This is a genomic window from Klebsiella michiganensis (assembly GCA_000963575.1).
Lineage (GTDB): Bacteria > Pseudomonadota > Gammaproteobacteria > Enterobacterales > Enterobacteriaceae > Cedecea > Cedecea michiganensis_A.
In genome coordinates this window covers 960,795-982,876 of sequence record CP011077.1, presented here as the reverse complement: position 1 = coordinate 982,876, position 22,082 = coordinate 960,795, and the positions used below count along the sequence as shown (strand labels likewise).

21 protein-coding genes are annotated in these 22,082 nt (G+C 54.8%); 8 read left to right on the top strand and 13 right to left on the bottom strand.

The window, feature by feature from the left end:
• Positions 1-41: 41 nt before the first annotated feature.
• The 3 genes from VW41_04580 to VW41_04570 all read right to left on the bottom strand — a co-directional run bounded on the left by VW41_04580 (position 42) and on the right by VW41_04570 (position 3,306).
• Positions 42-1,460, bottom strand: coding sequence for an alkaline phosphatase (locus VW41_04580; protein ID AJZ88366.1), 1,419 nt, complete (start codon positions 1,458-1,460; stop codon positions 42-44).
• Positions 1,461-1,553: 93 nt separating this feature from the next.
• Positions 1,554-1,814, bottom strand: coding sequence for a hypothetical protein (locus tag VW41_04575; protein ID AJZ88365.1), 261 nt, complete (start codon positions 1,812-1,814; stop codon positions 1,554-1,556).
• Positions 1,815-2,088: 274 nt separating this feature from the next.
• A complete protein-coding gene (locus VW41_04570) occupies positions 2,089-3,306 on the bottom strand; it encodes a multidrug transporter (protein ID AJZ91857.1) in 1,218 nt (405 codons plus the stop codon).
• Between the two features lie 232 nt (positions 3,307-3,538).
• On the opposite strand from VW41_04570, the gene VW41_04565 reads away from it, so the two are divergent.
• On the top strand, positions 3,539-4,639 hold the full coding sequence (locus VW41_04565) for a D-alanine--D-alanine ligase (GenBank protein ID AJZ88364.1): 1,101 nt from the start codon (positions 3,539-3,541) through the stop codon (positions 4,637-4,639).
• A gap of 3 nt (positions 4,640-4,642) precedes the next feature.
• On the opposite strand, the gene VW41_04560 is transcribed toward VW41_04565, so the two are convergent.
• Positions 4,643-4,855 (bottom strand): membrane protein, encoded by a 213-nt coding sequence (locus tag VW41_04560; GenBank protein ID AJZ91856.1) that lies wholly within the window; start codon positions 4,853-4,855, stop codon positions 4,643-4,645.
• Positions 4,856-5,127: 272 nt separating this feature from the next.
• Between VW41_04560 and VW41_04555 the strand changes: the two genes are divergently transcribed.
• Positions 5,128-5,466: a membrane protein gene (locus VW41_04555; protein AJZ88363.1), complete on the top strand. Its 339-nt coding sequence runs from the start codon at positions 5,128-5,130 to the stop codon at positions 5,464-5,466.
• A 39-nt stretch (positions 5,467-5,505) separates the two neighbouring features.
• Here VW41_04555 and VW41_04550 read toward each other — a convergent pair whose 3' ends face one another.
• Positions 5,506-6,618, bottom strand: a complete 1,113-nt coding sequence (locus VW41_04550; protein ID AJZ88362.1) for a hypothetical protein — start codon at positions 6,616-6,618, stop codon at positions 5,506-5,508.
• A gap of 2 nt (positions 6,619-6,620) precedes the next feature.
• Complete coding sequence (locus VW41_04545) at positions 6,621-7,514, bottom strand: hypothetical protein (protein ID AJZ88361.1); 894 nt, start codon at positions 7,512-7,514, stop codon at positions 6,621-6,623.
• 104 nt (positions 7,515-7,618) lie between these two features.
• Here VW41_04545 and VW41_04540 point away from each other — a divergent pair, with 104 nt between their 5' ends.
• The 4 genes from VW41_04540 to emrB all read left to right on the top strand — a co-directional run bounded on the left by VW41_04540 (position 7,619) and on the right by emrB (position 11,494).
• Positions 7,619-8,203 (top strand): hypothetical protein, encoded by a 585-nt coding sequence (locus VW41_04540; protein ID AJZ88360.1) that lies wholly within the window; start codon positions 7,619-7,621, stop codon positions 8,201-8,203.
• A gap of 86 nt (positions 8,204-8,289) precedes the next feature.
• On the top strand, positions 8,290-8,745 hold the full coding sequence (locus VW41_04535) for a MarR family transcriptional regulator (GenBank protein AJZ88359.1): 456 nt from the start codon (positions 8,290-8,292) through the stop codon (positions 8,743-8,745).
• 24 nt (positions 8,746-8,769) lie between these two features.
• Positions 8,770-9,948 (top strand): hemolysin D, encoded by a 1,179-nt coding sequence (locus VW41_04530; GenBank protein ID AJZ88358.1) that lies wholly within the window; start codon positions 8,770-8,772, stop codon positions 9,946-9,948.
• A gap of 10 nt (positions 9,949-9,958) precedes the next feature.
• Positions 9,959-11,494: a multidrug resistance protein B gene (gene emrB, locus VW41_04525; GenBank protein AJZ88357.1), complete on the top strand. Its 1,536-nt coding sequence runs from the start codon at positions 9,959-9,961 to the stop codon at positions 11,492-11,494.
• A gap of 208 nt (positions 11,495-11,702) precedes the next feature.
• Here the strand turns inward: emrB and VW41_04520 are convergent, their stop codons facing one another.
• The 3 genes from VW41_04520 to VW41_04510 all read right to left on the bottom strand — a co-directional run bounded on the left by VW41_04520 (position 11,703) and on the right by VW41_04510 (position 14,533).
• Positions 11,703-12,920 carry a microcin B17 transporter gene (locus VW41_04520; protein ID AJZ88356.1) on the bottom strand — a complete coding sequence of 406 codons (1,218 nt, stop codon included), beginning with the start codon at positions 12,918-12,920 and terminating at the stop codon, positions 11,703-11,705.
• A gap of 110 nt (positions 12,921-13,030) precedes the next feature.
• Positions 13,031-13,555, bottom strand: a complete 525-nt coding sequence (locus VW41_04515; protein ID AJZ88355.1) for an isochorismatase — start codon at positions 13,553-13,555, stop codon at positions 13,031-13,033.
• Between the two features lie 51 nt (positions 13,556-13,606).
• Positions 13,607-14,533, bottom strand: coding sequence for a lipid A biosynthesis palmitoleoyl acyltransferase (locus VW41_04510; protein AJZ88354.1), 927 nt, complete (start codon positions 14,531-14,533; stop codon positions 13,607-13,609).
• 438 nt (positions 14,534-14,971) lie between these two features.
• Between VW41_04510 and VW41_04505 the strand changes: the two genes are divergently transcribed.
• A complete protein-coding gene (locus tag VW41_04505; protein AJZ88353.1) occupies positions 14,972-16,102 on the top strand; it encodes a beta-lactam-binding protein in 1,131 nt (376 codons plus the stop codon).
• 16 nt (positions 16,103-16,118) lie between these two features.
• On the opposite strand, the gene VW41_04500 is transcribed toward VW41_04505, so the two are convergent.
• The 4 genes from VW41_04500 to VW41_04485 form a co-directional block, all read right to left on the bottom strand.
• Positions 16,119-17,141 carry a diguanylate cyclase gene (locus VW41_04500; GenBank protein ID AJZ88352.1) on the bottom strand — a complete coding sequence of 341 codons (1,023 nt, stop codon included), beginning with the start codon at positions 17,139-17,141 and terminating at the stop codon, positions 16,119-16,121.
• Between the two features lie 133 nt (positions 17,142-17,274).
• Positions 17,275-18,177: a membrane protein gene (locus VW41_04495; GenBank protein ID AJZ88351.1), complete on the bottom strand. Its 903-nt coding sequence runs from the start codon at positions 18,175-18,177 to the stop codon at positions 17,275-17,277.
• Between the two features lie 106 nt (positions 18,178-18,283).
• Positions 18,284-19,819 carry a chemotaxis protein gene (locus VW41_04490; GenBank protein ID AJZ88350.1) on the bottom strand — a complete coding sequence of 512 codons (1,536 nt, stop codon included), beginning with the start codon at positions 19,817-19,819 and terminating at the stop codon, positions 18,284-18,286.
• Positions 19,820-20,136: 317 nt separating this feature from the next.
• On the bottom strand, positions 20,137-21,531 hold the full coding sequence (locus tag VW41_04485; GenBank protein ID AJZ88349.1) for an aromatic amino acid transporter: 1,395 nt from the start codon (positions 21,529-21,531) through the stop codon (positions 20,137-20,139).
• Positions 21,532-21,672: 141 nt separating this feature from the next.
• Between VW41_04485 and VW41_04480 the strand changes: the two genes are divergently transcribed.
• The gene (locus tag VW41_04480) at positions 21,673-22,068 is read left to right on the top strand and encodes a glyoxalase family protein (GenBank protein AJZ88348.1); all 396 of its coding nucleotides are present in this window, start codon (positions 21,673-21,675) and stop codon (positions 22,066-22,068) included.
• The last annotated feature ends 14 nt before the right edge of the window (positions 22,069-22,082 follow it).

Sequence of the window (22,082 nt, the reverse complement as noted above, 5' to 3'; positions counted from 1 at the left end):
TTCCGCCGCATTTTTTTCTTCCTCGTTACGTATGCACGCCTTTACTCCAGCGCCATCGCCGATTTCATGGTGTAAAACAGATCCGTCTGGTCGGTCAGGCCCACGACATTGGCTGCATGTGGGCCATAGGCCGCCACGCGGAGCTGGGTGCCGGTATGCTCCTGAGACTCGCCTTCAGAATTGCCGTAGCTGATGACCATCACCGCGCCGTCTTTGGTGTTCAGCGCCTGAGTCAGACCAGGGGCTTTGGTATCCGGCGCCACAATCTGGCTGGAATGGGCGTGGTCCGCGGTGACAATCACCAGGGTATTGCCATCTTTGCGGGCAAACTCCAGCGCTTTTTGCACGGCTTCATCGAGATCGACCGTCTCACCAATCTGCCCACACGGGTTAGCGGCGTGGTCCTGCTTGTCAATAGAAGCGCCCTCGACCTGCAGGAAGAAGCCTTTTTCATTGCCTTTCAGCAGATCGATAGCTTTTTCGGTCATCTGCGCCAGGGTCGGCACGCTGGAATCACGCTTCGGATTTGGCGTACAGGTTACTGCGGGTTGATCGATGTTTCCGTGGTAGGTTGCCTTCGGGCCTTCCCAGCGTACCGGCATATTGCCGTCGGCGAACATCCCAATCAGCGGTTTCTGCTGGTTGGCTTCTGTCACCGCCGCAAGGCCAGCGGCATTGTCCACCCACTGGTAGCCACGGGCATCGGCCTGCTGGCGCAGTGTTTTACCGTTCCACTCGCCGGCTTTTGCCACTTCGCTAAAGGTTTTTGCCCCACCGCCGAGCGTGACGTCGGCACGGGTGTTTAGCAGCTGCTCGGTAATAGAGCCTTTGCCTCCGTTTTCCAGCGCGTTAGTGGTGCATTTTTCGCTGGTCGCACTCGGGCCATAACATTTACGGCCCGTGACGTGGGAAACCAGCGCCGCTGGCGTGGCATCCTGAATTTCTGCCGTTGAAACGTTGCCCGTCGCCTTACCGGCCGCCTTCGCCAGTTCGAGGATTGTCACATGGTCTTTCCCGTCAACGTCCACGCCCAGCGCGCCGTTATAGGTTTTCACACCGGTGCTCCACGCCGTGGCGGAAGCAGCAGAATCAGTCACGTAATCCGGTTTTTTCGTTTTCTTGTCTAAAGAATAATGGGTGTATTGCCCGGTCAGCGGTAACGCATCAATCCCCTTAAAGAAACCACCGGCCCCTTCAGCATAGTTTCTGGCGGCGGTAATTTCCGAATCGCCCATGCCGTCACCAATCAGCAGAATAATGTTCTTTGCTGTTTTATTGTTGAGCGAGGCGCGAATCGCTTCGGTTTGATCGCCAGTAATACGGCGAGCGCCACCGGGCTGAGTTAAATCTCCCTGAGCGGCGCGATTTTCCAGAGGGGAAGAGGATGTTTCTTGTGATTTTGATGGGGCGCTGACAAGCAGCAAAGGCAGCAGGCTGGCGATAATTACGCTCTGTTTCACTTTATTTTCTCCATGTAGTAACTACTGAATATAAATAAAAACAGAGCGAGTATAAAAATGGCTTATGACACTAATATGACAGCAAATTTTGATTCAACTACGGGGATGGATAAGGAGCTTTTTTAAATATTGTCGGAGTAATTCGGTATCCTGGGCCGGCACTGCCGTCTTTGGGGAGGCATCATCTAACGCCCCTTCAATGCTGGCAACCAGTGCGGAGCGTTCTCCCTGTTCAAGGCGTCTCAATAAGGCTGTCACCACTATTTCCAGCGCTTCAACCTGAGCAACCAGCTCTTTCGATTCTTCTTCCTTTTCGGCGAGCTTAACCAATAACTCTGCAATAAGATTTTTCATTTTCTCAGTCCCTGCGGGGTTAAGACATGACGTTAACACTCAGATCCACCTGAGAGCAATATCCCAGGTTAAATATGTGCGTCATAGCAAATAGCAGCAATATTAAAATGATTCTGTCTGATAATAATCCCGCGGACGAATTTTTTGCACCACAAAAAAAGAATAATGGAATATTATTCTCTAAATCTCCAACTGCGAACTAAATGAATAATAAGTCGAAATCAATCTTCATATTTCGCTCACTAATATCACATACAGATAAACAGGCTGGCGGTTAAGTGCTTTTGTCGGCCATCGCCTGGCGGGCATTTTTGCGCTTAAAAGCAACCGCCAGTTGCCAGACATTGAGCAGCACAACGACGGCGGTTGCCGCAAAAACGTAGCGAAAACCGGCCATTGCGGATACCCCTGCCCCCATTAAAGGCCCGGCGACATTCCCCAAATACATAAACGACTGGTTATAACCGAAGATTCGCCCGGTGACCTGGTCGCTGCAGTATTTGAGTAACAGCGTCTGCACCGCCGGCAGCATCGCTCCGTCGGCAAAGCCCAACAAAAAACGCAATATGCCGAGCTGCACCGGAGAGGTGACAAAGGACATGGCCAGGAATAACACCACCGCACACACCAGGGTGGCCATTAAAATACGTTCAGTGCCAATCCGGTCACCCAGTTTGCCCAATTTTGGCGCCGCAAAGAGCGCGGAAATTCCCGGCAAAGCGGCGATAAACCCGCTCATAAACGCGATATTGTTGCTGTCCGGCGCCAGTTGTTTGATAAACAGCGCCAGAATGGGGCCAATAGAGCCATTACAGAGCTGGATCACCAGCGTGGTAATAAACAGGCTGAGGATAAGCCACGGGTAGGGCAGCGTGGCGAATACCTCTTTCCCGGTCAGGCGCTCATCCTTGCTGATTTTGGGGCGGGCGCCCTCTTTAATCAGCAGCAGTGTCACCAGGAAGCTGACCATCAGCAGCCCGGCGGTGGCAAAGAAAACGGGCCTCAGTCCCAGGTGGTCCGCCATAAAACCCCCGAGCAGCGGGCCTACAATCACGCCGCTGATTTGCCCGGTAGACAGGGTACTGATGGCCCAGCCGCTGCGTTCCCGGGGCACCTGAGAGGCAATCAGCGCCATAGCGTTAGGGATATAGCCCGAGGTTAACCCCATCACCGCCCGCAGCAAAAAGAGCTGCCAGACGTTGGTGGCAAAGGCCTGGAGAAGTATCGCCACCGCCATGCCAAACGAGGCACGGAGCAGCATCAACTTGCGCCCTTTGCGATCGGCCAGGCTCCCCCACATCGGGGAAACAATGGCCGAGACCAAAAACGTGACGCTGAAGGTCAGGCCGGACCAAAGCGAAAGGGCTTCGTGGGAAGTGACCCCCAGTTGCTCAACATAGAGCGGAAGAAAAGGCAAAATTTGGCTGATCGCAAGGCCGGTAAAAAAACAGCCGAACCAGACCGAAATGAGATTGACCTTCCAGGACTCCATAGCGCGCTTTTTCAAGGGGGATGCAACCAGAATAGAACGATTTCTGGAAAGCTTATCACACTAATGAATATTGCCGTCAGCTCCCCGGCACGACCATTACGATCCAGAAATGATTGCTTACTAAAGCACATATCCTGCCCGACCGGGCCTGTTGATGCAGGAACCACATGAATCCCCGTTATGAGCGTGCTATGTTGTCCTCTTTCGTAAAGTTTATGGGTGGATTAAAGGCATGGCAAAACTGCGGGTTGGTATCGTGTTTGGTGGAAAATCGGCAGAACACGAGGTGTCGCTGCAGTCGGCAAAAAATATCGTCGACGCCATTGATAAGTCGAAGTTTGATGTTGTATTGCTGGGCATTGATAAACAGGGCCAGTGGCATATCAACGATGCGTCCAGCTACCTGCTGAACGCCAACAACCCGGCGCTTATCGCCCTGAATCGGTCAGAGAAAAATGTGGCGCTGGTCCCCGGCCAGACCGAACATCAGCTCATTGAAACCAGCACCGCAGAACAGCTTTCCCAAATCGACGTGATTTTCCCGATTGTTCACGGCACGCTGGGTGAAGACGGTTCCCTGCAGGGCATGCTCCGCGTGGCCAATCTGCCGTTTGTGGGCTCCGGCGTGCTGGGCTCAGCGGTCAGTATGGATAAAGACGTAGCCAAACGCCTGCTGCGCGATGCGGGCCTTAACGTCGCCCCGTTCATCACTCTAACTCGCGCTAACCGCGCCAAAATCAGCTTCGCAGAGGTCGAAAAGCAGCTGGGTCTGCCGCTGTTTGTTAAGCCTGCCAACCAGGGTTCTTCCGTCGGCGTCAGCAAAGCCAGCACCGAAGAGCAGTACCACGCGGCGGTAGCGTTAGCCTTCGAGTTTGACCATAAAGTAGTGGTAGAAACCGGCATTAAAGGCCGTGAAATCGAGTGTGCCGTACTGGGGAATGATTACCCTCAGGCCAGCACCTGCGGCGAGATAGTGGTGAACAGCGAGTTCTATTCGTACGACACCAAGTACATTGATGAGCAGGCCGCGCAGGTTGTCGTCCCGGCGGCGCTTGAAGCAGACGTTAACGACAAAATCCGTAAAATTGCGGTTCGCGCTTATCAGGCGCTGGAGTGCAGCGGCATGGCCCGCGTTGACGTCTTCCTGACCGAAGATAACGACGTGATCATCAATGAGATCAACACGCTGCCTGGCTTTACCAACATCAGCATGTATCCCAAGCTGTGGCAGGCCAGCGGCATCAGTTATCAGGAGCTGATTACCCGCCTGATTGAGCTCGCCCTGGAACGCCACCAGCAGGACTGCGCGCTGAAAAGCTCAATTACTTCATAATGCTTAAGGCTCCGCCGTTTCAAACTCTTCCCGGGGACGGCGGATAATAAAGCCTGCTATCCAAAAACCGATCGCCCAGGTCACCAGCCCCACCGCATAACTCTGCCAGCCCTTAGTTTCCAGTCCCAGCAGGCCGACCACGCCATTCAGAATAAAAATCAGCCCAATCGCCACCGCATAGTAATGCCAGTCACGACGCATTTTCAGGGTTAACATAGCCGCCTCACGCATTCAAAAATAAGCCTGGCGGCATTGTCGCACATCGGCGGCAGGGAAACGCGCGGTTACTCCGCACTCCGCCAGCACAATGTTAATAAAATTCCACTTAGGTTACAAAAATGTGATGCTGAGCAAGAAATGAAAATCCAGGAGGATTCTGGCCCTCAAATTACCAGCAATCTGATATTGACAACGCGTATCACCTGCCAAAATTCGCGCTATGAGATGCCACACATTCGGTTCAGATTGCGTTTTTAAGGGAGGTCATGATGCCTGATATTTCATTATCGAAAGCCGTTATTCCGGCGACTCGGGTCATAATGACTGCAAAATCAGAAAGATCGGTGCCGGGCAACATTGCCTATGCGCTGTTCGTTCTCTTTTGCTTCTGGGTGGCCACCCAAATGCTGAATCTTATCGTGCAGGCTCCCGGCCTGCTGGAATACCTGGCTCAAGGCAATGATGCCAGCCGCCCGCGCATTGAGATGGGCCTGGCGGTCAGCACCGTGTTTGGGCTTATTCCCTTTCTGCTTGGCGCTGTCGCCATCGGGATTGTCGCCCTGGCGCTGCGCCTGAGAAACCGCCGCCACTCAACCTGGTTTTACTGATCAAAAAGGCGGAAGCTTTGTGGCTTCCGCCTGCCATCGTTAACGCTGCATACAGCTTGCTCGTCTGTCATCGACCCGTTTTGCAAACCAGGCCGTGGTCAGATTACGGGTGATTTTAGGGCTTTCAAGCGTAATGCCCGGCAGCACCTCTTTAGGCAACGGCTGCCCCGCCTTTTTCTCTGCTATCGCAAAGACCTGCTTGTAAAGGCTGGTTTTTTCAAACCCAATACTGTCCCCTTTTTGTAATGCCCGGCGGATTTCGCTGTCGCTCATATCCAGCTGTTTAGACAGCTTACGCACCGCCATTTCGGTGCTGCTCGGCTTATCACTGGTGTAGAGGATCAGATCTCCGTCCAGCGCCAGCTTCACGCCTGTGGCCTTACTCACGGCACTCTGGAAGGCCGCATTGCGGCTGGCATACCAGCCGGCATTGTAGTCGGCGAAGCGATAAAGAGGCTTGGTGTAATTAGCCGGGTAATTCAACAAATGGTAAGTCCCGAACCAAAGCCCACCGCGGCGGGTGAAAACTTCCTGGCGCACCGTCCCTTCTATTTTCCACGGGTAGCCATCGGTATGCTTCTCGGCAAAAGCCACGCTGACCTGCATCGTGCCGCCGGTTCGAACCGGGTTAAAGCTACCGAACAGCTTTTGCCCCATCGGCACCATGGTCAGAAAATCATCGAAAATGGCGCTGAGCTGCCCTTCGGTTTTGACGTTATCCAGCCGCTCGCTATAGCTTTTGCCGTTAGGGGAGTTAATGCGTAGCGCGGTGTGCACCAGCAGCGGCGGAATGTGCATTTTCTCCGCACGACGATCGATCTCTTTCCAGGCTATTTTATTCAAACCCGGCACCGCCGGATCGGCCTGAAGATTAGACTCCTGCAGCGCCACCGCCAGCACCGAACAAATATTCTCTTCGCTCTGATCCAGGTTCTGGCTCTTCAGGGTCGTCAGCAGGTCTTTTGCCAGTCCCGCCCTGTCTTTCACCCCATCGGGGATTTTGCGCTGGGCCAGGGTTTCGATATCTATTGGTTTAGCTGCCGCAGTTGTTGTTGAGGCCGGCGTGCTGCCTTTGGTTGTACACCCAGTCAATACCAACAAGGCTCCCAGAGAGAGCGCCATCAATCCATGCTGCCTGTTCAATAAAGCCATCCTCATTGCGTTTCGTTGTGATTATTTTTCAGGGCCAGACGAACCCAGGCCTTCACGGCCCCCTGAGTTTCATCGCGACGACTTAACAATAGCAACTCAGCCGTCAGTCGCCGATCGGAAATTGGCTGATAAACCAGGTGCGGGATAGCCATGTGGGTAAAAGAATGCGGCAGCAGCGCAATGCCAAAACCGGATGCCACCATAGCCAGCGCGCCGAGCGTGCTGGATGCCCGGTATAGCGGCGCGGGGGCTTCACTGCCCCACCGCTCACGAACCAGCTCCAGGGCTTCGTCCCCCTCGCCGGCGGCGAACTGAATATGAGGAACTTGCGCCAGTATCTCAAGCGTGATCCTCTTTTCGGCCGCCAGCGGGCTGCCTTCCGCCACCGCGACCATCATCGGCCATTCTGCAATTTTCACCGCCTCAATCTCTTCGGCAAGCTCGCCCATCAGCGGCGTGTAAGCCACGTCGACAGTCCGCTGCCTGAGCGCCTCGCCGAGCGCGAGGGGGGACATTTCCTGAAGCTGAATCTCAACCTCCGGCAGCAGCCGGCGAAAAGCGCGAACGTCATTCATTAAGCACCCGGAAACCACGGCGTTACCGGCAAAGCCAATTCTCACCAGGCCGGTTTCGCCCCGCAGCGCTCTCTGAACTATATTTTTACCGTGCTCTGCCTGTTCAAGCGTGCGTCTCGCCTCCGGCAGCAGCAATCTTCCCGCTTCCGTTAGCTCAACCTTACGGCTGGTGCGCGTAAACAGCGGCCCGCCGACTTCGTCTTCCAGCGTGCGAATCTGCATACTTAGCGCCGGCTGGACAATATGCAGCCGCGCTGCGGCCTGGCCAAAATGACCGGTTTCGGCCAGCGTCACGAAGTAGCGAAGGTGTCTTAATTCCATGCCTATCAGCCATCAATTTTAATGATTGAGTAATCATATCAATATATTTCATTTATCAATAACGCGGAGCAACAATGGGCTCCTCACCTTGACAGGAGCCTTATATGAACAGTGACTATTTGCAGGACCGCCTCGCCATCAACGACTTAATCAACGGCTGGATGCACCGGGATCTTGCCCAGTGGGACAAGCTATCGGCGCTCTTCCACCCGGAAGGCACTATCGAAGTCACCTGGTTTGAGGGCCTTGCCAGTGAATTTATCCAAGGCTCGATGCGGATGGGCAAGTCCGACATCAGCACCAAACACCTGATTGGTACGCCGGTCGTCAGCTTCAATAGCACGCAAGACAAAGCGATCTCTGAAACCAATGCCATGATTATTGGCCAAAACCACAGGTTAGAAATGGGCGCCACCTGCCATAACCGTTTCTATGACATGCTGGAAAAACGCCAGGGCGTCTGGCGAATCCTGCGCCGCCAGGTGGTTTACGATTTTGGCTCATTCGACTTCCCGTTTGGCCCCGTGGACATTGATAAAGAGGCGGCAAAACGCTACCCGGCAGCCTACGCCCCACTCGCATATCTGCTGGAAAAATCAGGCTTTCCTGTACAACGCGTGTTTGCAACTCAGGGTTCAGACCTTGAAATAGCGATGAAAAAAGAGGCCCAGTCCTGGCTGGTCGGCTGACAAAACGTGCTCTCATCCTGACATAACGTTGACAATTAGATGCCTGGTCAGTAATTTCATTTGCAACTACTGACCAGGCAAATAACATGAGTAATACTGCGGGTAATCCCTCTTCCAAACTGCACCTTGGCCTGCTGATTCATCTGTCGAACCAGTTCAAAGACCAGCTCATCACCCAGTATTTTTCGCCGATGGGCATTACCGGTGCGCAATTTAAAGTCTTGATAAGTATCTTTAAGGGCTTCAACAGCCCGGTTGAAGTCAGCAAAAATCTGGTGATGGATACCGGTGCCATGAGCCGTATGCTTGAACGAATGGTGAAGCGAGATCTGATCGTGCGAAACGTGAACCCCGAAGATAAACGTCAGGTCATTCTGGCGCTGACCGAGAAAGGGCAAGAGCTATGTGAAGCTTTCCAGAACGACGCGCTGGCGTCGATCATCGGTACCCTTACCGAGCGCCTGACGCCTGAAGAATCAAAGCAGCTCAATGAACTGCTGATCAAAATGCTGCCGGATGAGATCACCGAGCGCCACCTCTAAGCTTTCTGATTAAGGCCACAAAAAATGCAAACCTCTACCGAGCAGGTTGAACGCGCGCCGAGCAAACGCAAGCGTAACTTCGCCATCTTTCTCATCATCCTGCTGCTGATCGGCGCCGGCTGCGTGGCGTGGTACATGCTGTACGCACGCTACTACGAAACAACCGACGACGCCTACGTCAACGGCAACCAGGTCACGCTGACGCCGCAAATCGGCGGCACGGTGACGCAGGTCAGCGTCGACGAAGGGGACTACGTCGAAAAAGGGCAGGCGCTGGTGCAGCTCGACCCGAGCGACACCGAAATCGCACTCCAGCAGGCGGAAGCCAACCTTGCGAATACCGTGCGTCAGGTTCGTGGACTTTATAGCACTGCGGATAACTACCGGGCCCAGGTTGCCGCGAAGCAGGTTGCGCTGCAAACCGCGCAAAGTGACTACGCTCGTCGCCAGAAAATTTTTGCCACCGGCGCCATCGCCGCTGAAGACTTGGCCCACTACCGCGATGCCGTCACCAGCGCGCAAAGCGATCTCGCCGCCGCCCAGCAGGCATTACGCACTAATTTAGCGATGGTGGATGACACGGTTATCGACAGCCATCCGGAAATTAAAAGCGCGGTGGCCACGCTGCGCCAGCGCTTCCTCGACAACGCGCGCAGCACCATCGTTGCGCCGGTGAGCGGCTTTGTGGCTAAACGCGCCGTTCAGCTGGGAATGCGCGTGGATTCCGGCACCACCCTGCTGGCAATTGTGCCGCTGGACCAGGTCTGGGTAGACGCCAACTTCAAAGAGAGCCAGATGCAGGCTATGCGCCTGGGGCAGAAAGTGACGCTCACCGCCGATCTCTACGGGGACGACGTGGAGTACCACGGCACCATAGAAAGCCTCGGCATCGGCACGGGCAGCGCCTTCTCGCTTCTGCCGGCCCAGAACGCCAGCGGCAACTGGATCAAAATCGTTCAGCGCCTGCCGGTCCGCATCACGCTTGACCCACACGACATGCAGAAACATCCGCTGCGGGTAGGTTTGTCGATGTTCGCTCGCGTCGATATTCGCAATGCAGACGGCCACCTGTTACCGCAAAAAACCGTCGCCGCGCCGCGCTTCACCACCGACGTTTACCAGAACGCGCTGGACGAAGCCGACAAACTGGTCACGAAAATCCTTCATGACAACAGCCAGCCGGTAGCGTCAGCCAACCGCTAAGAGAGACGTTATGCAAGATAAGGCGGCGTTTACGCCTCCCAGCCTGCTGTTGGCGACTATCGCACTGTCGCTGGCGACGTTTATGCAGGTGCTGGACTCCACCATCGCTAACGTGGCGCTGCCGACTATCGCCGGTAATCTCGGCGTCAGCGCCGACCAGGGCACCTGGGTTATCACCTCCTTCGCGGTGTGTAACGCCATCGCCCTGCCGCTGACCGGCTGGTTTACCCGCCGGTTCGGGCAGCTCAAGCTGTTCGTCGGTTCCGTGGCGCTGTTCACCCTCACCTCGTTCCTGTGCGGCTTTGCCCACAGCATGACCGAGCTGATTATCTTCCGCGCGCTGCAGGGCTTTTTCGCCGGGCCAATGTTCCCGATGTGCCAGACGCTATTGCTGATTATCTTCCCGTCCAGCAAGCGAAGTATGGCGCTGGCGCTGCTGTCGATGGTGACGGTTGTTGCGCCGATTGTCGGGCCTATCACCGGGGGCTGGATCACCGATAACTATTCCTGGCCGTGGATCTTCTACATCAACGTGCCGATCGGGATCTTTGCCGCCATCGTGGTCTGGACGCAGCTTCGCGAGCGTGAGGAAACGACCACCATCGCCCCTATCGACTACATCGGGATTGCCCTGCTGGTGCTGGGCGTCGGGCTGCTGCAGGTGGTGCTGGATAAGGGGAACGATCTCGACTGGTTCGCCTCGCCGGAGATCATCACCATGTCGGTAATCTCAGCGGTTTCTCTGGTGTCGTTTGTCATCTGGGAGCTGGGCGAGCGCCACCCGATAGTCAACCTGCGGCTGTTCGCCGACCGTAACTTTGCTATCGGGACGCTGTCGCTGACGCTGGGCTACGCGGCGTTCTTCGCCATCAACATTATTCTGCCGCAGTGGCTGCAAACCCAGATGGGCTACACCGCCATCTGGGCCGGGCTGGCAGCCGCTCCAATGGGCGTGCTGCCGCTATTGCTGACGCCGATTGTCGGGCGCTACGCCAACAAGGTTGATATGCGCCTGCTGGCCACGCTGTCGTTCCTGACCATGGGCGCTTCGTGCCTGCTGCGCGCGCAGTTTAATACCAACGTGGATTTCCGCACCATTGCCGAAGTGCAGCTGTTTATGGGGATTGGCGTGGCATTCTTCTTCATGCCAATCACCACCATTGTGCTGTCGAACCTGCACGGCGTTGAAGTCGCGGAGGGCTCCGGGCTGGCCACCTTCTTCCGCGTGCTTGGCGGGTCATTTGCCTCGTCGCTGACCACCTGGATTTGGTCCCGCCGCGAGGTTTATCACCATGCCAACCTGACGGAGAGCGTGTCAGCCTATAATCCGTCGGCGGTGGATTACCTGCACAAGATGGGCGGCGCCACGCAGCAGCACCTTGCCGTGGTGGATAAAACCATCGAGCAGCAGGCCTACATGATGTCAACCATCGACTACTTCTGGCTGCTGGGCTGGGGCTTTATGGCGCTGATTGTGGTGATTTGGTTTGCCCGCCCGCCGTTTGTGCGGGCCGGTGCGCCGGGAGCCCCTTCCGCAGGGCATTGATCAAAAAAGGGATGGCGTTACGCCATCCCTATGCGGTTGCTGACGAAGAGGGAAAAAGCGTGGTTTTTCCCTCTTCGTGGTTATCAGCCGAAAATCAATGAATTGATTTTCCTAATTTTTTAACAAGCTGTCTGGTATTTCTTCTATCCCCAGAGTTTGTCACCCACCTGAAAGGGATGGCATCGCGCCATCCCTTTTCTTTTATGCCTTAGACGGCTTCTTCGGTGCCCGGCACCGGCACATCCTGCAGCGTTCGCTCGAAGCTGCGCAGACGTTTGTAGATAGACATCAATTCAACCAGCGTGCTCCACGAGCCAATAAGATACTGGAAAGCTCCGCGAACCTGACCGAAGACGTTTGTTATTTGGGTCATCAAACCCAGGGTGATCGCGGCGGAAGCAATCGACGGAAACAGCAAGAACAGGCCAAAGACGTTATCAACCTGTAAGTAGAGAACGCGGGCAATATTGAAATAGGTGTAGTGGAAATAGAGACGGAAGTAGTTATAGCGAATATGGCTAAAAAGATCTTTTACCGTCGGCGGAGTGGCTCTTGAAGCATCGTCTTCGCCATACACCAACTCTTTACGGTAGGCGGCCTCCACTTTCTGATTATTGAACTGCAGGCCGGGAAGCTTAATCCCTACCACGGCAAGCAACCCGGTCCCCATTAATGACCAGATAACTGCCGCAATCACCAGGCCATAAGGCACCGAGCCAAGAATCGGCAACTCCTTAACGTGCGGAGACAACGACACCAGAATAGGCAAGAAGGCAATCAACGTCATCACCGACTGCAGCAGGCTTACGCCCAGGCCTTCGAGCGTATCGGCAAAACGCATGGTGTCTTCCTGCACACGTTGGGCCGCCCCTTCGATATGGCGCAGCTTCTGCCAGTGTTCCATGTAGTAGTCGTTCATCGCGGTGCGCCAGCGGAAGACATAGTGGCTGACAAAAAAGAGATTCAACACGGAGACTAGAACCGCTATCAGAGCAATACCAAGAAACACGCCCGTTTCACTATAGAACTGGCTGATTGAGACCTTGTTCGGTGCGCTAAGCGCCGTCTGGATCAAGTTATAGAACGGGTTATACCAGGCGTTTATTGCAACCCCAACTTCGACTAAAAACCAGGTCACAAAAATGATGAGCGAGGAGCCAAGCACCGACCAGCGCTGCCATGGATGCGGGCTTATCAGCGCCCATGCCCCGGCAAAAAGCCCCACACATACGGCATAAAAAGCATAGAAAACAAAGGATTTTAGCGTCCAGAAGCGGGCTGCACTGAGGGGAACCTGCTGACTCGCGCCCGCAAGATTTTCTAACCACAGGCCGCCGCCGGCCTGCCAGAATATGACTGCGAGTAGTCCCCATATTGCCGCCGAAAGAAAAAACAGCTTCGGCGACGGGAAGAAAGATTTAAACATTACAGCACTCCTGATACGACTTTTTGTTGTTATATCTGCTGGTTATAGCGAACGTTCTACGATAATGCTTGCTGAATGTTGTATCAAGGAGTGAGAGAGGCTTACATAACTTAGCGCCAGTTGTCGAGAATGGCCGCGGTGGTTTTCACCGTCAGCGTATTGCCCGGAATCGACAGGTTGGCCCAAACCTCGTTGTGGTGATTAATCAGCGCTTCGGCGCTCACCGAGGCGCGGTCCGCCGTGGTATGGGCATCGCTGGCTACCGTCACCGCATAGCCCCGGCTGACGCCATTTTTAATGGTGGTATCCACGCAGTAATCCGTGGCACAGCCGCACACCACCAGCGCATTGATCCCATGCTGCTTTAAAAGAGAGTCCAGTTCGGTGCGGTAAAACGCGTCACACGCCGTTTTAGTCACATACAGCGCCCCAGCCGGGCGGTGAAGTTCAGGAATAATGTCGAAGGCTTCGCTGCCAACCTGGAGCTCGGCTTCATTATGCTGAATAAAAATGACGTTATCTGCAGCATCAATGAGTTGGTTAATTCTGGCGGCGGTTTGTTCGCGGGCGCGACGGGGGGATGCTAAGACACCGTTTTGCATATCGATGACCATAACAACGCGCGATGCAGGCATGCGGGCTCTCCTCAAATAAGAAGAAAAAAGCGTAGCACACCTGCCTGCAGATTAAATCGTGTAAAGTCCGGCGTGGCCGAAAGGCCGGGTTTTAAAGCGGCGGTGTAGCCACAGATACTGCTCCGGCGCGCGCATAATTTCGTGCTCAATCTTACGGTTCATATAGGCTGCGGCAGCCTGCTCATCCTCGCCCGGATAATCACAAAACTCCGGCTCGATAACCAGCTGGTAGCCCGTGCCACAGGTTTTGCGGATCAGAACAGTGGTCAGAATGGCGGGTTTTGCCAGGCGGGCAATGGTAAAGGTACCGTTAGTTGTCGCCGCCTGCTGAACCGCAAAGAAAGGCGCAAAGGAACTGCCTTTCGGGCCGTAGTCCTGGTCCGGGGCGAACCACACCGCCTCGCCGGATTTCAGCGCCTTCACCATTCCTTTCAGATTGCGCCTGTCGAGCATCGCTTTGTTGGAACGCGACCGCCCACGGGTTTGCACATACTCCATGACTTTGTTGTTGTGCGGCCGGTACATCGCCATCATTGGGCGGCATAAGCCCATCACGCGCCCGCCCAGCTCCAGCGACATAAAATGTACGCCAATAACCATCACGCCTTTGCCTTTGTCGCAGGCGGCGTTGATGTGCTCCAGGCCGCGCACGTCAAACCATTTACGCACTCGTTCATCTGACCAAAACCAGGCCATGCCGGTTTCAATCAGCCCCATACCGAGCGAACCAAAGTTATTCTGCACAATAATTTCAACCTGCGCCTCGCTGTAATGAGGGAAGCAAAGGCGAAGATTCTGGCGGGCGATGGTGACCCGACGCTTGAGAAAATGCATTGAGAAGCGGCCAATCAGGTCGCCCATTTTCATCAATACTGGATACGGGAGCTGAACCCATAGCCAAAGCACACCCAGTCCAAACCAGGTCAGCCAATAGCGAGGGTGCAGGAGGCACTTATAAAACAGCGGTTTAGTAGACATATTCACTTCTTTATGCGAGAGGGTTATGTATCGCATAAAGAACTCAATCAGTAGCGGTACGCCTGGGGCTATAACTAAGATGCTGCGTAAGGAAAATAGTTGCAGCGACGCAATAAATAACTCGCAGGATAATACGCACTTTTTGCTAAAGCAGCGTAGTGAAATTGTCAGTTTTTCTTCTTATTTAAGATCTTTCTTTAAGGGGGTTGCGTACGGCCCTGAGCACCGGCTAACAAACAGACAAAAAATGCGGCATTAAGCCCCGGCTGGCAAACTTTTGTACGTCATCTGGTGATGTAACGCACGGTTACGCTTTTCAGGCCACAATCGCTTAATTGACGCTTTGCATAAGGGCGCAGAGTAGTATAAATACCTGCAATACCGCCTTATTTTTCTAACTGGATTTTTGCGTTGAAAACTCGTCTTCCTCGTCTTCTTATGCTGGCCGCAGCCCTGCTTCCGGCGCTCAGTTTTGCGCAACCGTCACCGGCACCAGAATTCGCCGCCGACGTTGTCGATCGCTATGCCAACCATATTTATTACGGCAGCGGTGCAACCGGCATGGCCATCGTGGTCATCGACGGTAACCAGCGGGTGTTTCGCAGCTTCGGCGACACCAGACCGGGCAATAACGTGCGCCCACAGCTGGATTCGGTTATCCGCATAGCCTCGCTGACAAAGCTAATGACCAGCGAAATGCTGGTAAAAATGCTCGATCAGGGGAAGGTCCAGCTCAACGATCCGCTCAGCAAATATGCCCCCCCCGGTGCCCGGGTACCGACCTTTAACGGCCAGCCAATTACGCTGATTAACCTTGCCACTCACACCAGCTCCCTGCCGCGTGAACAGCCCGGTGGCGCAGCGCACCGCACGGTGTTTACCTGGCCAACGCGGGATCAACGCTGGAACTGGCTCTCACAGGCCACGCTTAAGGCCGCCCCAGGCACCGTTGCCGCCTATTCAAACCTGGCGTTTGACCTGCTGGCCGATGCCCTGTCACGAGCAACCGGCAGGCCATATGCCGACCTGTTCGATGAGCAAATCGCCCGCCCGCTGGGCATGAAAGACACCACCTTTACCCCTTCGCCAGACCAGTGCAAGCGCCTGATGATCGCCGAAAAAGGCGCCAGCCCTTGCGATAACACGCTGGCGGCGGTTGGCAGCGGCGGCGTTTATTCTACGCCGGGCGACATGATGCGCTGGATGCAGCAGTTCCTCTCTTCCGACTTCCATCATCGCGGCAGTCAGGCAGACAGAATGCAAACCCTGATTTATCAGCGTAGCCAGTTGCATAAGGTCATTGGCATGGACGTGCCGGGGAAAGCCGACGCGCTGGGCATGGGCTGGGTATGGATGTCGCCGAAAGAGGGCCGGCCGGGCATTATTCAGAAAACCGGCGGCGGCGGCGGCTTTATCACCTACATGGCAATGGTGCCGCAAAATAACGTGGGGGTTTTTGTGGTGGTCACACGCTCGCCGCTGACCCGCTTTGTTAACATGAGCGACGGCGTGAATGATCTGGTGACTGAACTCAGCGGCAACGGGGCCGCAGTAACGCCTGCATCCTGATAATTGCGCGCGGCGTTTAGCTTATCGTCGCGCTGCTTTTACGGCGTTTCTTATCAACATACATAAGAGTATCCGCCTCGCGAAGCGCATCGTCCGGGGTTGTTATAGCCGGATTAATAGCGATAGCCCCAATGCTAGGGCCAGCATAATCAATCACGCAGGATTTTAGCTGATATTCTCCGCTCAACAGCTCTGACAGCCTGTCGCGAAAAGCGCTGGTTGCCCGCAGGGCTTCGCCGTATTCAGCCGGCCCCGCCCCGGCAACGATAAACTCATCGCCCCCCAGACGCCCTAACACTTCATCCCCCCTGACGCCTTCTTTCAGCCGCTTGCCGATGGCACAAAGGAAGTCATCTCCGGTTTCATGACCGTGTATGTCGTTTATCTGCTTAAATCCATCCAGATCGGCAAAAGCCACCAGCACGTACCGGGCGTCATCTTTGGCGCGGGAGAACAAACGAGGCAACTGATCGAAGACCGCGCGGCGGTTAGGCAGCCCGGTTAATTCATCGGTGTAGCTGGCTGTCGTCAGCGCAACGTTGGCCTGCTGCAGCTTTTTCATCAACTGCTCATTTTGGATCTGCTGGGCAATCAGCTGAGAAAACAGCTGTAAGACCTGTTCGCTATGATCGGTCAGCACGCGCTGTTCGGAGCTGGCGGCGCACAGCGTGCCGTAGAGTGAGCCATCGGCAAGGGTCACAGGCGTGCTGACATAGGTCACAATCCCCAGCGCCTTTGCCGCTTCAGAGTCACCCCAGACGCTTGCGACATCGCAGGTGTAGCGGCGGCCTTCGTCTAAAGCGCGTTTGCACAACGTGTCTTCCCAGGGAACAGAGAGTCCTTCCGGGATATTCATCGCCTTGGTATTGCGGGAGAAAACAATATGCTGCTGGCTGCCCTCCGCGTCGATGCGGGTCAGGTAGGTGGATTCCATATTGGTCACCAGCTCCAGCATTTCCAGCAGCTGTCTGACCAAACCTTCCAGGGTGTATTCGGCGTCTAAGGCGGAAGAGATACGCTCAATTAGATTATCAATCATCACACTGAAATACCTTTATCGGAGGTGCAGACTTGCGCCGGGAAGCGCACTTTTTACCGTATCACAACGGCAACTTCCAGCCCTCAAAATATGATATTTCTGGCGGTAATTAAACCTTGCAAAATGTAGCGACTTAGTGTGAATGCAGCTTTCCCCGGGAATCCAGAGAGATAAGCACCACCGAAGAGATAATCAGCAGCGACCCCAGCCAGTCCGGCAGCGTAAAGCTAATGCCCAGCAGCAGCACCGAGAGCAATGCGCTGCTTAACGGCTCCGCGCAGCTAAGAATGCTGGCCTTTGGCCCGCCTATCATTTGTGCCCCGGTCAGGTAGAGGCTGAAGGTAATCGCCGTGCCGACTATCACCAGATAGAAGAAGGCCAGCAGCGTGCCGCCGGTCGCGGTGAAACTGCCTATCTGGCTGGCGTAAAACGGCAGCAGCGCCGCGCCGCCCAGTAGCATACTCCAGCCCACGATGGGTAAGGTGCCGTAGCGCGCAATCAGCTTCGAGGGATAGGTCGTGTAGAACGCAGCGGCAAACGCGGAAGCGATTCCCCAGAAGAGCGCGCTGCCGGAAATCGTAATCGAGGCCGGATTGCCGTGGGTCACCAGCACAAAAGTCCCGATTAGCGAGGTGCCGATCGCCGCATAGACCAGTTTGCCGGAGCGTTTTTTACGCACAAAGGCAAACCAGGCGACGATAATGGTCGGCGAAAGGAATTGCAGCACCGTCGCTGTCGCAGCATTGGACTGTTCGATGGTTAACAGGAAGGTCAGTTGTACCGTCAGCGCACCGCAAAGCGTAAAAATCAGCAGGGAAATCAGGTCGTCGCGCTGTTTAAACACGGCAAAGATTTTATCCCCGTGCATAAACGACAGCATCAGCAGGATCAGGCCGGAAAACAGCAGCCGCAGCATGGTCAACGATGCCGAGGAAATATGACTTTGCTCCATGATGTATTGGGCACACACCCCGGAACTGCCCCACAGCACCGCCGCAAACAATACATACAGCATCCCTTTCCGACTAACGCTCATTGCCCTGCCCTTTCAAACTTCCGCTTAATTTAGGCCAGCATGATAGCGTAAATCCTGAAGGATAAGGTGCCGGACATCGCTGTCGTCAACGTCCGGCATAGCAAAATTAACTACCGTAGACGTTAATCGCGCTGGTTAAACGCCGCGCACGTTGATTGAGGTTTTCAACGATCGTGCCGGCCTGGACCACCATATCGGCATTGTTCTGCGTCATGGTGCTGATTTGCTCCACCGAATGGTTAATGAGCCCAAGGGCGCTGGTCTGCTCCCGGGTTGCATCGTCAATTTCTCTTATTAACCCAGCCATGCTGACTATCTCTGTTGCCATTTCGCTGATGTGCTTTTCCGCATTTTTCACTTCGGCAACGCCTGAACTGACGCCGGCCGCGTTAAGGTCGATAAGCGTCTTAATTTCTTTCGCCGCCGAAGCAGAGTGCTGCGCCAGGTTACGGACTTCGGCAGCCACCACCGCAAATCCCCGCCCGGAAACGCCCGCTCTTGCCGCTTCTACCGCCGCATTAAGCGCGAGGATATTGGTCTGGAAAGCAATTTTGTCGATAACGCTAATGATCTCGACAATATGCTCACTGGTTTCCGCCATCGACTCCATCATCGTCAGCGTGCGTTTCATCATCTGCTCGCCTTTCAGCGCCTTTTGGCTGGCCCTGTCTGCCATTTGAGAGGTTTGCGCGGCGGAGTCCGCGGTCTGCTCAACCGCGCCGGAGATCTCTTCGATGGCCGCCGCCGTCTGCTGTAGCTGGGCGTAGGTTTCATCGGTTCGTTCACTCATCGCCCTGCTGCTGCCTGCCAGCTGCTGGCTTATCCCGCCGATACCGCTGACCTGGCCGCCCACATCATCCACCAGCGATCGCAGGTTAAGCCCCGACTGGTTTACCAGGCGCATCATCAAGCCAATCTCATCCACACGATTAAGCTGAATCAGCCCGGTCTTTTGCCCGGAGACAATTTTCTGCATTTGCCGGACAATGATTTTTACCGGCCGGACAATTTGCTGCTGCAAAAATCCTCCCAGCGCGACAAGCAGTAAGCACGTCAACGCGGCCTGCCAGCCACCGTTCAAACGCCCCAGCGGCATCACGCCAACGGCCAGCGCCACCGTAACCAGAGCCCCGAAGAGCCGATGAGACAATGACAGGCGCTGAAAGAGCGACAGCACGCTTTTCCAGCCGCGACGAATAACCAGCCCTTTAAAGAAGCGCAGGTGCCCGGCACGTTTCTCTCTGACGGCGCGATATAACGCTTCGCTTGCCGCCACTTCCTCCCGCTCCGGCACCGTCCGTACCGAAATATACCCGGTCAGTTCACCGCCGTGGTAAACCGGGGTAACGTTGGCGCGCACCCAATAAAAGTCACCATTTTTTCGGCGATTTTTAACCATGCCGGTCCAGCTATCTCCCTGCTGTAAAGTGGCCCACATATCGGCAAACGCTTCGGGCGGCATATCGGGATGGCGAATAAGATTATGCGCCTCCCCCATTAACTCTTGTTCGGTAAAACCACAGGCTTTAATAAAAGCAGAATTGGCATAAGTAATATGGCTATGAATATCGGTTGTCGACATCAACGCCTCTCCGTCCCTGAGAAGATGCTCCTGCTGCGTAACAGGGTTGTTAACTCTCATATAAATCCCAAGCTGTAAAAGAGAAGAGTGCCAGCGAGCGTGGCAAAAGGTATGCGATGTTGTTATTTATTGGCGCGATGCGCTGCAGTGTGCGGCGATATATTCTGCCGAATGCAATAAATAAGAAAGGACTATTTGATAAGCAATGAAAATGAAAACTAATTTGTCATTAAATTAGGCGTTAATTGTAAAAGCACTGTAGTTTATTTTGTTATGGCAGAAAGATTCTATTTCCCAAAGGCAAATTAAGCGGTCTTTTAAAATTTAAGATAAATAACGCCAACCATATTAAAAACCGTTGGCGTTATTTTTGGACTTTAGCTGGCCTTACGCCGCAGAAGCTTAAAGGCGACAAACAGGAACACTATCCAGGCCGGCAGCAGCATCGCAGACAGACGCATGCCGTCAATAGTGCACATCAGCGCCAGCACCATCATCATAAAGGCGATGCACAGATAGTTACCGAACGGGTAAAGCAGCGCCTTGAAGCTGGTTTCATGCCCCTGGCGGCGCATCGCGCGGCGGAACTTGATGTGCGCCAGCGAGATCATGATCCAGTTCAGCAACAGCGTCGCCACCACCAGCGCCATCAGCAGGCCAAAGGCTTCATGTGGCAGCAGGTAATTGAGGACGACAACCAGCGACGTAATGGCCCCGGACAGCAGCAGTGAGTTGACCGGCACCCCGCCCCGGCTGACCTTCGCGAGGAATTTTGGCGCATTGCGCTGCACGGACAGGCCGAACAACATCCGGCTGTTGGAATACACGCCGCTGTTATAAACCGACAGAGAAGCTACCAGAATCACAAAGTTGAGCGCCGAGGCAACCACATTGCTGTTCAGTTCGTGGAAAATCATCACGAACGGGCTGCTGCTGGACTTAATTTCCAGCCACGGGTAGAGCGAAAGCAACACCACCAGCGAGCCGATATAAAACAGCAGAATGCGATATACGACCTGGTTTACCGCTTTTGGAATGGTGGTTTGTGGCGAACGTGCCTCGGCCGCCGTAATGCCGATAAGCTCCAGCCCGCCAAAGGAGAACATGATCACCGCGAGAGACAAAATCAGCCCGTGCCAGCCCGTCGCGAGGAAGCCGCCGTGCTGCCAGAGGTTGCTGACGCCCGCGCGTTCGCCGCCGTGGCCGGAAGCCAGCAGCCAAATGCCGAAGCCAATCATGCCGACAATCGCCAGCACCTTAATCAGCGCAAACCAGAACTCCATTTCGCCATAGAGACGCACATTCACGAGGTTGGCGGCGTTAATCACCACAAAGAACAGCGCCACCCACGTCCAGGTCGGCACGTCCGGGAACCAGTACTGCATATAAATGCCGCCGGCAGTCAGCTCCGCCATGCCGACCAGCACGAACATCACCCAGTAGTTCCAGCCGGACAGGAAGCCGGCAAACGGGCCCCAATATTTATAAGCGAAATGCGAAAACGACCCGGAGACCGGCTCTTCAACCACCATCTCACCGAGCTGGCGCATGATCAGGAATGCGATGATCCCCGCCACGCCGTAGCCCAGCAGGACGGCGGGGCCCGCCATTTGAATCGCCGGACCAATGCCTAGAAAGAGTCCGGTGCCAATCGCACCGCCCAGCGCAATCAGCTGAATATGGCGATTCTGCAAGCCGCGCTGTAATTGATGGCCATCCTCCGGCCCCGCACCCTGGCCCTGTGGCTCAGAGGCGACTGACGTGTTTTTCACGCCCTGCTCCTTTGTGATTTGTCAAAGGGGCACCTTTTAACACCTGAAGCTAAGAGTGGCAAGGAATGGTTACACTTCGGAAATAATCCCTGGTGAATGTTATGCTCACGCCCGTTTATCACCAGAGGAAAGGAGCAGGCATTGAAAACGAAAAAACGGGCGCTGGGCTGCGTGGCTATCGTCGTTGATGATTACGACAAAGCCATTGAATACTACACCCAAAAACTGGGCTTTACGCTCGTAGAAGACATCCCTCAGGAGGGAAAGCGCTGGGTAGTGGTTACGCCAAACCCGGCAAGCGATTGCCATCTGCTGCTGGCCAAAGCCACCAACGAACGCCAGCTGGCTTCTATTGGCGATCAGTGCGGCGGCAGGGTTTTCCTTTTCCTTCATACCGATGATTTTTGGCGCGATCACGCCATGATGACGGCCAACGGCGTGCATTTCTGCGAAGTCCCAAGAGAGGAAGAATACGGCACGGTCGCCGTCTTTGAGGATATCTACGGCAACCGCTGGGATCTGCTTCAGCACAACTAATACCCTTTCTCAGG